The 14,523-nt window shown below is 66.4% G+C and carries 12 protein-coding genes; 6 read left to right on the top strand and 6 right to left on the bottom strand.

All coding sequences use genetic code 11. The features are described from left to right. Positions 1 to 26: 26 nt before the first annotated feature. A complete protein-coding gene (trkA, locus tag ACJ70B_RS16615) occupies positions 27 to 1,358 on the bottom strand; it encodes a Trk system potassium transporter TrkA (RefSeq protein ID WP_408958107.1) in 1,332 nt (443 codons plus the stop codon). Positions 1,359 to 1,727: 369 nt separating this feature from the next. On the opposite strand from trkA, the gene ACJ70B_RS16610 reads away from it, so the two are divergent. The 4 genes from ACJ70B_RS16610 to ACJ70B_RS16595 all read left to right on the top strand — a co-directional run bounded on the left by ACJ70B_RS16610 (position 1,728) and on the right by ACJ70B_RS16595 (position 6,718). Next, on the top strand, positions 1,728 to 3,080 hold the full coding sequence (locus ACJ70B_RS16610; protein WP_408958106.1) for an RNase J family beta-CASP ribonuclease: 1,353 nt from the start codon (positions 1,728 to 1,730) through the stop codon (positions 3,078 to 3,080). A 1-nt stretch (position 3,081) separates the two neighbouring features. After that, on the top strand, positions 3,082 to 4,134 hold the full coding sequence (gene idsA3 / locus ACJ70B_RS16605) for a geranylfarnesyl diphosphate synthase (protein WP_408958105.1): 1,053 nt from the start codon (positions 3,082 to 3,084) through the stop codon (positions 4,132 to 4,134). Between the two features lie 157 nt (positions 4,135 to 4,291). Beyond that, the gene (locus tag ACJ70B_RS16600; RefSeq protein WP_408958104.1) at positions 4,292 to 4,939 is read left to right on the top strand and encodes a twin-arginine translocation signal domain-containing protein; all 648 of its coding nucleotides are present in this window, start codon (positions 4,292 to 4,294) and stop codon (positions 4,937 to 4,939) included. 60 nt (positions 4,940 to 4,999) lie between these two features. Continuing rightward, complete coding sequence (locus ACJ70B_RS16595; protein WP_408958103.1) at positions 5,000 to 6,718, top strand: glutamate--tRNA ligase; 1,719 nt, start codon at positions 5,000 to 5,002, stop codon at positions 6,716 to 6,718. A gap of 48 nt (positions 6,719 to 6,766) precedes the next feature. Here ACJ70B_RS16595 and ACJ70B_RS16590 read toward each other — a convergent pair whose 3' ends face one another. Together ACJ70B_RS16590 and ACJ70B_RS16585 are read right to left on the bottom strand one after the other, a co-directional pair. After that, positions 6,767 to 6,931: a hypothetical protein gene (locus tag ACJ70B_RS16590; protein WP_408958102.1), complete on the bottom strand. Its 165-nt coding sequence runs from the start codon at positions 6,929 to 6,931 to the stop codon at positions 6,767 to 6,769. 38 nt (positions 6,932 to 6,969) lie between these two features. Next, on the bottom strand, positions 6,970 to 7,455 hold the full coding sequence (locus ACJ70B_RS16585) for a DUF456 domain-containing protein (protein ID WP_408958101.1): 486 nt from the start codon (positions 7,453 to 7,455) through the stop codon (positions 6,970 to 6,972). A 77-nt stretch (positions 7,456 to 7,532) separates the two neighbouring features. On the opposite strand from ACJ70B_RS16585, the gene ACJ70B_RS16580 reads away from it, so the two are divergent. Continuing rightward, positions 7,533 to 8,273: an SDR family NAD(P)-dependent oxidoreductase gene (locus tag ACJ70B_RS16580; RefSeq protein ID WP_408958100.1), complete on the top strand. Its 741-nt coding sequence runs from the start codon at positions 7,533 to 7,535 to the stop codon at positions 8,271 to 8,273. A gap of 159 nt (positions 8,274 to 8,432) precedes the next feature. Here ACJ70B_RS16580 and tmcA read toward each other — a convergent pair whose 3' ends face one another. The 3 genes from tmcA to ACJ70B_RS16565 form a co-directional block, all read right to left on the bottom strand. Further along, complete coding sequence (gene tmcA / locus ACJ70B_RS16575; RefSeq protein WP_408958099.1) at positions 8,433 to 10,700, bottom strand: tRNA(Met) cytidine acetyltransferase TmcA; 2,268 nt, start codon at positions 10,698 to 10,700, stop codon at positions 8,433 to 8,435. 115 nt (positions 10,701 to 10,815) lie between these two features. After that, the gene (locus tag ACJ70B_RS16570; protein ID WP_408958098.1) at positions 10,816 to 13,002 is read right to left on the bottom strand and encodes a DHH family phosphoesterase; all 2,187 of its coding nucleotides are present in this window, start codon (positions 13,000 to 13,002) and stop codon (positions 10,816 to 10,818) included. A gap of 88 nt (positions 13,003 to 13,090) precedes the next feature. After that, positions 13,091 to 13,354: a hypothetical protein gene (locus ACJ70B_RS16565; RefSeq protein WP_408958097.1), complete on the bottom strand. Its 264-nt coding sequence runs from the start codon at positions 13,352 to 13,354 to the stop codon at positions 13,091 to 13,093. Between the two features lie 398 nt (positions 13,355 to 13,752). Between ACJ70B_RS16565 and ACJ70B_RS16560 the strand changes: the two genes are divergently transcribed. Beyond that, positions 13,753 to 14,481: a metal-dependent hydrolase gene (locus ACJ70B_RS16560; RefSeq protein WP_408958096.1), complete on the top strand. Its 729-nt coding sequence runs from the start codon at positions 13,753 to 13,755 to the stop codon at positions 14,479 to 14,481. The last annotated feature ends 42 nt before the right edge of the window (positions 14,482 to 14,523 follow it).

The raw sequence follows: 14,523 nt of genomic DNA, 5'->3' as shown, positions 1-14,523 counted from the left end.
AAACGCCCGGTCGAACCGCTCGAGAATCAGATCAGTTCGATGACCTCGTCGAGTACCGCCGCGTCGACGAAGACGATCACGTGATCGCCGGGCTGGACAGTCGTCGACCCGCGGGGCGTGATGTGGTCGCCGCCGCGAGAGATCGCGCCGATGACGACGCCTGCGGGGAGGTCGTTCGTCGCAGCGGCGATGTTCCCGCCGACGAGGGCGCTGTCGACGCCGACCTCGATCTCGATGACCTCCGCGCGGTCGTGCTCGAGCATCGCCACCTTCTCGGTGTGATCGGTCCGGGTAAAGCGGACGATCTCTTCTGCGGTCTCCTCGCGGGGGTTGATCGCCACGTCGATGCCGACGGTTTCGAAGAGGTCGGCGTACTCGGCGGTCTCGATGACGGCCACGGTACGGTCGACGCCGAGGCGCTCGGCGAGCAGGGAGACCAGCAGATTCTTCTCGTCGCTGTCGAGGGCGGCGATGACAACGTCGGCCTCGTCGACGCGCTCGCGGGCGAGGAAGTCGGCGTCGGTCGCGTCGCTCTGCATGACCATCGTGTTCGGAAGCGCTTCGGCGACTTCGCGGGCCCGGTCGGGATCTCGTTCGATCAGCCGCGGGCGAAAGCCGTGGTCTTCGAACTCGCGGGCGGCCTGGAAGCCGATCTCGCTGGCACCGACGACAACGACCTCCTCCGCGTCGTCCGGCATCGTGGCGACCTCGTCGGCGAAGTCGTTGATCGAATCGGGGCTGCCGATCACGACGATCCGGTCGCCGCCTCGGATGATCGTATCGCCGCGGGTCACGATCATCTCGTCGTCGCGGAAGATCGCGGCGAAGGTAAGCGAGTCATAGCAGTCGGCCTTCCTGACGGTCTGATCCGCGATCGGGCTGTCAGCAGGGATGTCGAACTCGGCCATCCGGATGAGGCCGCCGGCGAACGTGTCGACGTCGTGGGCGCTTGGCAGGCCCGAAATGCGAAAGATCGTCCGAGCGGCCAGCAGATCGGTACAGACCATGAAGTCGACGCCGAACGCGCCCTGTGACCCCTGCCAGGTCTCGAGCAGCGTCCGTCGTCGAACCCGTGCCACGGTGAACACGTCGGTGACGGCCTTCGCCGCGCCGCAGACGACCGCGTTCGTCTCGTCGTTGTCCGTACAGGCGATGACGAGCCCCGCCTCCGCTAGACCGGCCTCGCGCAACACCTCGAGATCGGTCCCGTCTCCGTGGATCGTCAGTACGTCAAGCGAGTAGGTGAGTTCCTCGGTGACGGCGGCGTCGCGGTCGACGATGACGACGTCGTGGGTGTCTTCTAAATTAGCGGCGATCGATCGGCCGACCTCGCCGGCCCCGACGATGATTACGTACACGGCGAGCCCTCCGAAAGCATGGTTGCTGCCCACCGGTTTCGAGGCGACCGGGAAATGAATTACGATGCCGAAAGCGGTCATGACGGTGTGAGTCGGCAGTCCTCACGCGCTCAAGTGACTCACGAGCAAAGCTGTTGTCCCGACGACCAACCCGCTGCGTTTTTAACACCCGGACGTGTACACTGAGATAGCGAAACCCGCGGGCAAGTGCGTTCGGGGTCCACGATGTCGTGGGCCGTCGACGGGTCGGCCGTCGTCCGAACGCATAGCGGGATGGCCGACGCGCTGTAAGACGCCGGGGCCGCACAACCGGGAGTCCGCGGACCGTTTCAATGAGAGTCCATAACGCGGCTTTCAGTGCTACGAACCATGGAAATCGAAATCGCAACCATTGGCGGCTACGAAGAAGTCGGACGGCAGATGACCGCCGTCCGCGCCGGCGACGACGTCGTCATCTTTGACATGGGTCTGAACCTCTCGCAGGTCCTGATCCACGACAACGTCGAAACCGAACGGATGCACAGCTTAGACCTGATCGACATGGGCGCGATCCCCGACGACCGGGTCATGAGCGACCTCGAGGGCGACGTGCAGGCGATCGTCCCCACCCACGGTCACTTAGACCACATCGGTGCCATCTCGAAACTGGCCCACCGGTACGACGCGCCGATCGTCGCGACGCCGTTTACGATCGAACTGGTCAAACAGCAGATCGAGGGCGAACAGAAGTTCGGCGTCGAAAACGACCTCGTCAAGATGGACGCCGGCGAGACGATGTCGATCGGCGACTCCGGCAAGGTCGACCTCGAGTTCGTCAACGTCACGCACTCGATCATCGACGCGATCAATCCCGTCCTGCACACGCCCGAAGGCGCGGTCGTTTACGGGCTGGACAAGCGCATGGACCACACGCCGGTCATCGGCGACCCGATCGACATGGAGCGGTTCCGCGAGATCGGCCGCGAGGGTAACGGCGTCCTCTGTTACATCGAGGACTGTACCAACGCGAATAAGAAGGGGCGCACCCCCTCCGAGAAGGTCGCCCGCGAACACCTCCGCGACGTCCTCTATAGCCTCGAGGACTACGACGGCGGCATCGTCGCCACCACCTTCTCGAGCCACATCGCTCGCGTGAAGTCACTCGTCGAGTTCGCCGATGACATCGGTCGCCAGCCGGTCTTGCTCGGCCGCTCGATGGAGAAGTACTCAGGCACCGCCGAACGGCTCGACTTCATCGACTTCCCCACCGATCTGGGAATGTTCGGCCACCGCAAGTCCGTCGACCGCACGTTCAAGCGGATCATGAACGAGGGCAAAGGCGACTACCTGCCCGTCGTCACCGGCCACCAGGGCGAGCCCCGCGCGATGCTCACCCGGATGGCCCGCGGCGAGACGCCTTACGAACTGGACGACGGCGACAAGGTCGTCTTCTCTGCCCGCGTCATTCCGGAACCGACCAACGAAGGCCAGCGCTACCAGGCCGAGAAGCTACTCGGCATGCAGGGCGCGCGGGTCTACGACGACATCCACGTCTCCGGTCACCTCAACCAGGAAGGCCACTACGAGATGTTGGACGCGCTCCAGCCCCAGCACGTCATTCCGGCCCACCAGGACATGAGCGGCTTCTCGAGCTACGTCAACCTCTGCGAGAGCGAGGGCTACAAGATGGGGCGTGACCTCCACGTCACGCGCAACGGGAACCTCATCCAGCTAGTCGACTGATATGACGAGCCCCGAGGCACGCGAAGAGGCGGTGCTCGAGGCGGTCCGGCAGCGCCGCGAGCAAGTCAACGAAGCGATCCCCGAGGAGCTGCCGATCAAGCGGCCCGAGCGGCTCTATGAAGCCTCGCGGTACCTGCTCGACGCGGGCGGCAAGCGGCTGCGACCCGCCGTCTTACTGACGACCGCGGAGGCACTGACCGACGTCGAGCCGCTGTCGACGGCGTATCGGTCGTTTACGTCGCTCGACGACGGACACGCGGTCGACGTGATGGCCGCAGCCGTCAGCGTCGAGGTCATCCAGTCGTTCACCCTGATCCACGACGACATCATGGACGACGACGACCTCCGGCGCGGCGTCCCCGCCGTTCACAAGGAATACGATGTCGAGACGGCGATTCTTGCCGGCGACACGCTCTACTCGAAGGCCTTCGAGATCATGCTCGAGACGGGAGCCGACCCCGATCGGATCGTCGAAGCGCTCGACGTCCTCGCGACGACCTGCACGAAGATCTGCGAGGGCCAGTCGCTGGACGTCACCTTCGAGGAGCGCACCGACGTCTCGCCTGATGAGTACCTCGAGATGGTCGAGCAAAAGACCGCCGTGTTGTACGCCGCCTCCGCGTGTCTCCCTGCGATCTTGCTGGGAGCCGACGACGACACGATCGACGCGCTCTACGGCTACGGCCTCGACATCGGCCGCGCGTTCCAGATCCAGGACGACGTGCTGGATCTCACCGTCCCCAGCGAGCAACTCGGCAAGCAGCGAGGCAGCGACCTCGTCGAGAACAAACAGACACTGATCACCGTCCACGCCCGCGAGCAGGGCGTCGACGTCGAGAACCTGGTCGACACCGACGACGTCGACGCGGTCACCGAGGCCGAGATCGACGACGCGGTCGCCGAACTCGAGGCGGCCGGCTCGATCTCCTACGCTAACGACACCGCTCGCGACCTCGTCGAACGGGGGAAAGAGCGACTCGAAGTCCTGCCGGACAACGAGGCCCGCGACCTCCTCTGTGAGATCGGCCACTACCTGATCGAGCGCGGCTACTGACGCTCGAGCGGCCGACGAGCCGGTTCGTTTCGTTTTTCGGTCGATCCTGCTCGAGCGGTCGCGCTGTCGGTTCTCGCGAGCCGTCTGCGAGTAGCGGGCGAACTCACTGTTCGATATCGTCCGGGTCTTTTTGCCGATACCGTCCCGAGCGGTGGACATGACTGACGACTCCTCCGGAGACCCGGCCGCGGGTCGCTCCCGGCGGCGGTTCCTCAGGACGGCCGCGGCGGCCGGAACGGCCGCGACCGCGGGCTGTGTCGGCTCGCTGCTCGGAACGTCGCCGTCGAACGAGATCGAACCCGTAGAGCCGAGCCGGCCGCGCAAGGGCACGCCCGGCGAGTTCTACACGCTCGTCGAACGGAACGACATTCCGGTCGAATCGCTCCGCTGGGACGGTTCGGATCTGGTGTTGCGATACCGCTCGAGCGCGGAGAGCGAGTCCGATTCGACGACCGAGATCGAGATCATCACGACGGTCTACAATGCAAACCTCGTGAAAAACGACGCGGACGTCGGCATGCTCTATGCGGAAGTCGTGGACCCGTTCGACGGCCAGGCCCGCGGCTGGGGCGTCAAAACGGAGTGGTGCAAGCGATACAACGCGGCCGTTACGGGGAGTTCGGGCGACGGTGGCAACGAAACGGCCGAGACGGACAGCGCCGACGGTACCGACGGTGGCAACGGGACCGAGAGCGGCAACAGCACCAACGAATCCGAGCGTATGTCCGCCGCGGACTCGGCCGCAATGATCCTCATGAGCAACGTCCTCAATACGCGGGTCTACAAGGAGGATCTCGAGGGCTGACGCGACGGAAGAGGCCGCGAATCGCGAGGGTTTTGGGCCGGGCGCGAATACCGCTCGGTAATGAACGACGAGTTACGCGAGCGCATCGAGCGCGAGGCCGAGAAGCACGCGCTGTTAAACGCCGTGAAACACGAGAGCGACGCCGACGTGGGCGCGATCATGGGGCCGCTGATGGGCGACAACCCCGACTTCCGCGAACACGGTGATCAGATCCCGGGCGTCGTTGGCGGGGTCGTAAGTCGGGTCAATGACCTCGATTACGAGGACAAACGCGAACGGCTCGAGGAACTGGCCCCCGAGGAACTCGCCGAGATCGAGGCCGAGGACGAGGAGGATGAACACGACCTGCCCGACCTGCCGAACGCGGACGACTACGACGAGATCCGGATGCGGTGTGCACCGAACCCGAACGGTCCGTGGCACGTCGGCCACGCCCGAATGCCGGCGGTCATCGGCACCTACCGCGAGCGCTACGACGGCTGGTTTTGCGTCCGGTTCGACGACACCGACCCCGAGACCAAGCGGCCGGATCTCGAGGCCTACGATGCGATTCTCGAGGACTTAGACTACCTCGGGTTCGAGCCCGACGCGATCTACAGGGCCAGCGACCGCCTCGAGACCTACTACGACCACGCCCGCGACCTGATCGAACTGGGCGGGGCCTACACCTGCTCGTGTTCGGGCGAGGCGTTCTCCGAACTAAAGAACTCGGGCGAGCCCTGCCCCCACCGCGACAAGGGAGTCGAGACCGTCCTCGAGGAGTTCGAGGCCATGATCGACGGCGAGTACGAAAGCGGCGAGATGGTCCTCCGAGTGAAGACCGACATCGAGCACAAGAACCCCGCGCTGCGCGACTGGGTGGCCTTCCGGATGATCGACACGCCCCACCCGCGCGAGGAAGCCAGCGACTACCGCTGCTGGCCCATGCTCGACTTTCAGTCGGGCGTCGACGACCACTTACTCGAGATCTCCCACATCATCCGCGGGATCGACCTGCAAGATTCGGCGAAGCGCCAGCGGTTCGTCTACGACTACTTCGATTGGGAGTACCCCGAGGTGATCCACTGGGGCCACGTCCAACTCGACGACTACGACGTGAAAGTGAGCACCTCGACTATCGCCGGGCTGATCGAGGATGGGGAACTCGACGGCTGGGACGACTCGCGAGCGCCGACGCTGAAGAGCCTGCGCCGGCGTGGCATCCGCGGCGAGGCCATCGTCGAGGCGATGACCGGGCTGGGCACCTCGACCAGCGACGTCGACCTCGCGATGAGTTCGATCTACGCGGCCAACCGCGACCTGATCGACGAGGAGACCGATCGGCGCTTCCTCGTCCGCGACGGCAACCAGATCCCCCTCGACGGGAGCCCGCCGGACGAGGCGAACCCGCCGCTCCATCCGAACCACGAAGACCGCGGCGTCCGCGAAATCCCCGTCGGCGATTCGGTCATGCTCGAGCCCGAAGACGTGCCAGAGTCAGGCGAGCGCATCTGGCTCAAGGGACTCGGCTGCTTCCGCTACGCCGAGGGCGCACTCGAGTACACGGCCGACGATATCGACGTGGTCCGCGAGGGCGACGTCGACGTCGTCCACTGGGTGCCCGCGAGCGAGAGCGTCCCCGTCCGCATGCGGACGATGGACGGCGACGTGACCGGCCGCGCAGAACCGGGCGTCGGCGACCTCGAGCCAGACGAGATGGTCCAGTTCGAGCGCGTCGGCTTCGCGAGAATAGACCACCGCGACGAGGAGGAGACGGTCGTGTACTACGCACATCCCTGACTCGAGCAGGGCCATCCCCCGTCGAGCCGGCCGCTTCTCCGCGAGGTATCACTCGAGCAACGCGTCTCCCCGGTCGGGATCGGGATCGGCCACGACGCCGTTCTGACGCCCCAGCACGCGGGCGTGGGCGGCACAGACGAGCCGATTCTCGTCCCAGGGGATGTGTAACTCGACCGCGGCGGGGCGCTCGCAGTCGCCCTCGGAACACTCCATTAACCGTGTGGACGACACCCACGACTTCAGCGTTTCCCTCAGAGCAGGAAGACGCCCACGAGGAACCCAAAGAGGATTGACGCCGTCAGCAGCACCTGAACCGCGGTCGATGCGAGGACGCCGATCGTCGTGTAGACGGCCGAGCGCGTGCTCCCCTCGATCTCCCCCTTCCGGACGTACTCGAGTGCGAAGACTGTCCCAAAGAGACCGACGAGCAGGCCCACTGGGCCGGTGACGAGCATGAGTATGATACCGACAACGGCCGCGGCAGCGGTGGTCAGCCAGGACGCGCCGCCGGCTCGAGCGGCGATCGAGCCGCCGAAGAACTCGAGAAGCATTGCCGTCACGCCGATAAGCGCGAGGACGAGGAAGGTGAAGAGGCCAAGTTCGCCGAATCCGGCCCCCCACCAGTAGAGGCCGAGTCCGGCGAGCGAGAGGAGGCCGCTTGGAACCATCGGGACGACCGCTCCGGCGATTCCACCGAGGAGCAACGCGACCGCGAGGACGGTGACGACGTCGACCATACGCGTACGGACGGCTGACGACGGCAAAGGCGTACCGCCTTCAGTACTGTTAGGTATCATGCACCGAACGAGTGGGTATGACCCAACAGCGCGGTGCGATCGTCGTCGGCGCGTCGTCGGGCATCGGCGAAGCGCTGGTCCGCCGGCTCGCCGCCGCCGGCTACGAGATCGGCATGGCGGCTCGCCGAACGGATCGGATGCGCCGGATCGGCTCGGAGCTGCCGACCAAGACGTACGTCGCGACGATGGACGTCACCGACACCGAAGACGCCCGCGAGGGGCTGTTCGAACTCGCCGCGGCCATGTCCTCGGTCGACGTCGTCGTCATCAGCGCCGGCGTCGCCCACGTCAATCGCGACCTCGAGTGGGAGCCCGAACGTGAAACGATCGACGTCAACGTCCGCGGTTTCGCGGCCATCGCGACGGCGACGATGGAGTACTTCGAGGAGACGCCGGATCACGCCAGCGCGACCGACGGTCACCTCGTGGGAATCTCTTCCGTCGCGGCCCACGTCGGCAACGGCGACGCGCCGGCGTACCACGCATCGAAAGCCTACGTCTCGACGTACCTCAAGGGGCTGCGCTACCGACAGAACCAGCGGGACGCGGACGTGACGATCACGACCGTCGAGCCGGGATTCGTCGACACGAAGCTCTCGCTGGGTGGCTTCTGGGAGTGTTCGCCAGAGACGGCCGCGGAGCAGATCGCTCGCGCGATACGCAAAAAACGGAATCACGCCTACGTCACCCGGCGCTGGCGGCTGATTGCGGGGGTCCTCGATCTGGCTCCGGAGTGGCTGCTTCGGCGGCTGTTCTGAGTTCGGTTCGCTCGTTCGATACGGTTCGCGAATCGACCATCCGATTTCGAGAGCGGGGTTGTTGACGATTTGGGCTGCTCACGTGGCTGGCCCGAAACGATACGTCTGGTCTCTCTCGAGCAGTCAGTCCGGCTCGACCAGCGGCGAGGGACGAATCGATCACTCGTCGGCGAACCGATTGCGGACCGCGAGCGCTGCGTCCCCACCGTAGCGGTCCACGAGCGGGCAGATCGCATCGCCGAGCGCCCGCATGCACTGTCCGGTAGAGGGATACTCGAGGCGGTCGGCGACGGTGTCCCAATCCCGTGCCTGTAACGCCCGTAAAACGAGTAGCCGCTCTTCGCGGGCGGTCAGATCGACGTCGTCGGGGTCGTCGACGAAGTACCGCACGACGAGGTCGCGGAACGGGCCGGGATCGACGTCGAACAGCCCCGGCCCGTAGGCGGCCCCAGCGACGACGCGCCACTCGTGTGCTGAGAGCGCGAGCGGCGGTCCTGCCCCGTCGTCGACGCTTCGGAGCACTGCGCGGACGATATCGGACTCGAGATCGTCGAGCGCGTCTGAACAGAGGGCAGCGAACCGGCGGGCGAACCAGTCCGCGTGGCGATCGTGGAGCGCCCGCCCCGCGTCGCTCGTCGGCGCGAGCATGAGCGCGGAGTGTTCCCCGCTGGCGTCGTTGCGCGTCGTCGAAACGTGCACCGTTCGATACCCGTTCGCGCGCCAGAACGCGAGGAGGCCGGGCGTCGCGCCGAAGCCGGTGCCGAGCCAGTCGACCGAGTCCGAGACCTCCGCTTCGATCCGCTCGAGCAAGCGTGAGCCGAGTCCGCGCGACCGGACGGCGTGATGGGTCGCGATACGGACGACGCGGATGCCGGCCGGCTCGCCCGCCGGCTCGTCGCGCAACTGACTCGTCAGTACGTCGGGCAGCATGTTCCCGCGGACGCGGCCGCCCTCGTACATCATCGAACGGGTTTCGGCCGAGAGGTTCCCCTCCCGTGCAAGCAAAGCGACGCTGACGACGTGGCCGTCGTGGATCAGCGCACGCGCCTCGAGGTTCGGTGCGTCGAGCAAGCGCGCGAGGTCGTTTGGCTCGGTCCGGTAGTGAGCGAGGACGAGCAGGCCGAAGGCCTCCCGGAGCAGGGTATCGTCGGCGAGGAGGTCGTCGGGCTCGAGGGACTGATATGCGACCGTTCCGGGATCGGCGTCGGCCACGAGCGGTTCGACCGGCGGGCGAGCGTCGAGCAGGAGCGCGCGAAACGCCCATACTTCGACGGGATCGCCCGCCGCGTATCGGATCGGCTCGACGAGCGTGCGCTCGGTCACCTCGCGTCCGTCCTCGTCGAGTCGGTCCCGAAACCGGACCGAGAAGCCGCGGCCGGCCCCCTCGTAGCCGTGAATCGTCGTCGCGAACGCGACGCGGTCGGCAGAAAGCAGCGCCTCGAGCGTCGCGACCGGGAGTGCGGCGGCCTCGTCGACGATGACGATATCGGCCGCTTCGCAGCCGTCGGCGGCCGCGCTTGGCTCAAGGAATCGAACGACACCACCGGCAGCGGTGTCGATCCGCCGCGACTCGACCGTCGGCTCGCGTTCGTCGCGCTCGCCCGCAAGCGTCCGACAGAGCTCGCCCGCACGGTCGAACAGTTCGGTCGCGTTCCGCGCGTTAGGAGCGGTCACGAGGACGTCCTCGCCGGCGGCGGCGAACGCGCCCGCAGCCAGCCCCGCCGCGCTGGACTTGCCCCGGCCGCGGTCGGCCTCAAGCACGACGGCCCGATCGGCCGCGAACAGCGACTCGAGGGCGGCGACGGCGTCGGCCTGATCGGCCGTGAGGCAGGCCTCGTAGGCGGCGGCCGGAAACCGGCGGTCGGCGGGTGCACTCGGCGTCTCCGTCGGCGGCCTCGGGGCCGACTCGATGAGCCCGTCGGCCTCGAGTCGGTCGCGCTCGAGGTCGACGATCGCGATCCCGCGGTGGGCTCGCAGCGTCTGGACGAGACGGCGACGAAAACGGCCGGTCACGTCCGCGAGTTCGAACGGTGGAACGGCAAGCGAAGCGTCGAACCCGTCACGGCGCTCCGGCCACGACTCGAGTGGCGGCGTCAGGAGAACCAGCAGACCGCCGCCGTCGACCGTTCCGACGAGTTTTCCGATCGCGTTCGGCCGAAGTTCGTCGTGGGCGTCGATCGCGACCGCCGCCCGCGTCGTGCCGAGGAGGTCCCCCGCGTTGGCCTGCAGAAGCTGCTCGCAGCGAAGTCGATCGTCGGGCCCGACGAGCGTGGTCTCGGTAATCGGGATGGAAAGTGCGTCCAGAATCGACTCGAGGGCGTCGTAGCCGCGCTCTCGGGGGCCGGCAAGCACCAGCAGACGGCGCTCGTTCGTCCGCGTTGCGTCCGCGCGAAGCGATTCGGCGAGGCCGACGACGTCGACGTCCATGCGTTCGGATTGGAGCCACGAAGGGAATAGGCACCGGACCGCGACGCCGTCGCCGTGGCGATCGATTTGCAGCGCTATCGCTGGTCGATCGAGCGGACGACGGAGAAGACGGGCCTTACGCGAGCGTCTCGCCGAGGGCCTCGAGGGCAGCCTCGCGCACTGCATCGCGTTCGCCGGGCAGGAACTCGACGTGGCCGTCGCGGCCGCCGACGACGCTGACGCCGCCGTTAGGCACGGCCTCGGCGATCGCGTCGCCGAGGTCGCGCACGTTCACGGGCTCGGTCGCACGGACGTGGAGTTCGTCGTCGCCGACGCCGAGCGTGACGTACGGCGGATCCGTCCGGTCACGTTCGCTGCGGTGGAGCGCATCGAGCAGCAGGATCGTCGTCGGGAAGTTATACCGGTGCGTGAAGGCATCGGTGTCGAGGACGGAGACGGTGACGTCATCGACGCCGCGAACGGTGAGGTTCTCACGGGCCGTCTCGAGTTCGGCCTCGAGTTTGTCGCGGAACTGCTCGGAGACGTGGGCGGCGAGGTCGCCGTCTCGGGGTCGCTCCGACCCCTCGTCGTCGCCGAACAGCAGGTCGATGACGAGTTCGCGCTTGTCCTTGTACGACTGGTAGTAGGCCTCGAGGGCGACCGCTTCGCGGCGTTCGGAGATGCCGGTCTCGTCGTAGCCGGCCTCGGTCGCGAGCTCGAGGTATTCGTCGGGGGTGTTCTCCCAGTAGCTGACCGCGGGGAGGTGCACTAAGTCGGCGCGGACATCGTCGTTGACGTGGGCAGCGACGTTCGCTGCGAGGGCGGTCGAGGTCGTGTCGGCGATGTCGACCCCGGCCAGCGACGGTGCGACGGCCACGTCGACCGCGTCGGTGATCTGGTCGTCTGCGCGGCTGTCGTCGATGACGAGCGCGTCGGCGTCGTACAGCGAGAGCAGTTCGTAACCGTCGACGGATTCGACGGTCGAGCCAGCGTCGACCAGGACGACGAGCGGAAGCTGCTCGCCGTGACGGTCGCGGGCCTCGAGCATCGAGGTGACGTCGCTGGTGGCGGCGTCCATGTCGTAGACGCGACCGTCGAGCGGGCGGCGCTCGAAGTAGTGGTACTCCGCGTCATCGCGGGTGTGTTTCTCCCGGATCAGCGGGAGGACGGCGCGCTCGATGGCGGCCCCGGCGACGTAACCGTCGGCGGTCGCGCCGTGGCGGACGACGATCGGGCGCGCCTCCATGACGGCTCGGCGGATCTCGGTCGCCGCGTCGGCGATACCGTCTTCGACGGCTGTGACGGCCTCGTGGTCGGCCAGCGGCGCGACGTCGGCCGGACGGGCCTCCTCCTCAATTGCGCTTTCGAGGCGGTCTTTGACCGTCTCGCGGTCCTCGTCGGTGAGGACGTCGAGGGTCTCGGTTTCGACCTGGAGGTCGCCGTGGTGGTGCTCGACCTCGCCCTCCAGAGCGACGACGTCGTCGACGTCGACGTCGGGGTAGGCGCGAACGCCGGCCTCCTCGAAGGCCGCACATTCGACGGTGCCTGTCTCGTCGCTGAGCTCGAAGACCGTGGGGCCGCTGGTCTGGCGAACGCCGGTGATCTCGCCCTCGAGGCGGACGACGCTGCCGACCTGGTTCTCGATGGCGTCGACGGTCGTTCGGTTGAGCGCGGGCTCCGGTTCGGACTCGGCGTCGGCCGCGTCCTCGGTCGTCGGCGTCGATGCGGCGGCGGACTCGGTCGCGACGGAGCCGCTTCCCGCGACGGTGCCGGCCGTCTCCGCGGCTGCCGGCTGCTGGTCGTCGATAGAATCCGCGTTCGATTCCGACTCGTCTTCGTCGGCGGCGGCTTGCAACTCGCCGGCCTGAACGGCCCCTTCGTCGGCCGATTCCTGAACGTCTTCGTCGGCGTTCTCAGCGGCTTGGTCGGTGTCGTCCTCGAGATCCTCGGGCTTGTACTCGCCGTCGGCCGTCTCGATCAACTCGCCGCGGAACTCGCGTTCGCGCTGGCGGATCGACCAGCCGAGGTCGACGTTACCGTTGTCTCGAACGTCGAGTACCTGGACGAAGACGTCGTCGCCGGGTTCCCAGTCGAGACTCTCGAGTCGTCGGTCAAGTTCGCTTCTGTGCAACAGACCGGTGACGTGATCTCCGATGTCGACGAAGACACCGAAGTCGGCGTAGCCGTCGACGGTTCCCCGGTAGTAGCGACCGGGCGTGAGCTGTGAGGCGGCGGTGCCGCGGAATTCGAATACGGCATCCTCCTCGTGACTCTGGCAGATCTCGCCGTCAACGGGTGTGCCACAGATGATACAGTTACCCATCTACTCTGACCAAGCAGTTTCGCCCTAAAACGGTTGTCGAAATGCGTCCGCACTCCGAGCGAGGTGCGGGTCCGACGCCGCGTCCCGATCAGTCGAATGCAGGCGACTCCTCCTCGAGCGTCTCGATATCGTCGGCGAGCGCCCGAACGTCTTCCGGGAACAGCGAGACCTGGATCTCGTTGTCGTCCTCGTCCTCGAAGACGAGTTTGACGCGCTTGTCGCCGAACTCCCGGGCCTCGGTCGACTCGACGTCGAACAGTTTGACCGTGGCTGCCTTGTTGTTCGGGCCGACGTTTTTGATCGCTCCGTCGTTTAGCTCCACCATGAATTCCTCGAGCGTCAGTGCAAGCATAGTCGCCGCTACGGTCCCCGGATAAAAAACGGCAGGCATTGCGGCTCACTGTGACGTACGATCCGTGAAGAACGTGGTGTTCGCGGCCGATAGCGCTCGAACGAGCGTCGGCCGCGTGGAAGGCCGAACGACGCCGCCGCCGACGGAGTGGGACGTGCGACGATCAGCCGGGATGTGATCCCGGACCGCATGCGTGGTGTGTCAGTTCGCGTGCGGCTTTCTATCGTCGACCGAGAGCACGTATAAACATTGGTGATAGTACACGCCGTCTCAGCCCGTCAATCGCTAATTACAGATCGCAAGAGAGCACGAACTTCCGACGCAACGATCGATGGTCGGCGTCCGGGTTGCCGACCCCGGCCGTTTTAAGTTGGTTTCGCCCGAATCGTTCACCCGCTATGGAGCTCACTTGGCACGGCCACTCGACGTGGCACGTCACCGTAGGGGAGACGGAACTGCTGATGGATCCGTTCTTCGACAATCCGCAAACGGACCTCGAGCCCGACGACCTCGAGACGCCTGACTATGTGTTGCTGACCCACGGCCACGCCGACCACATTGCCGACGCCGGCGCGTTCTCGAATGCGACGCTGGTCGCGACGCCGGAGTTGACGTCGCACTGCCAAGCGGAGTTCGGGTACGAGGACGCCGTCGGCGGGATGGGAATGAACCTCGGCGGGACCGTCGAGTGCGGCGACGCCTACGTCACCATGGTCCGGGCCGACCACACGAACGGGATCATGACTGAGAACGACGAGAGCGGCGGAATGCCCGCCGGCTTCGTCGTTTCCGACACCAAGCCGACGCAGGTGAGCGACGAGGAGTCGACGACGTTCTACAACGCCGGCGATACCAGCCTTATGACCGAGATGCGCGAGGTCATCGGCCCGTATTTAGAGCCCGACGCCGCGGCGGTGCCGATCGGCGATCACTTCACGATGGGGCCGTGGCAGGCCGCCGTCGCCGTCGACTGGCTCGACGTCGACTACGCCTTCCCGGAGCACTACGATACGTTCCCGCCGATCGAGCAGGACCCCGAAGACTTCGAGAGCGAAGTCAAAGCGACGGGAAGCGACGCCGAGGTCCACGCGCTCGAGGCCGACGAGCCGTTCGAACTCGAGCCCTGATCGGCACGAGCGCCGCGGTTCGCCCGGCCGTTTTCGCGGTTC

The organism is Natrinema sp. 74 (genome assembly GCF_046097095.1).
GTDB lineage: Archaea > Halobacteriota > Halobacteria > Halobacteriales > Natrialbaceae > Natrinema.
Note: the sequence above shows the minus strand (reverse complement) of the source record. Positions and strands in the feature narration are given on the sequence as shown.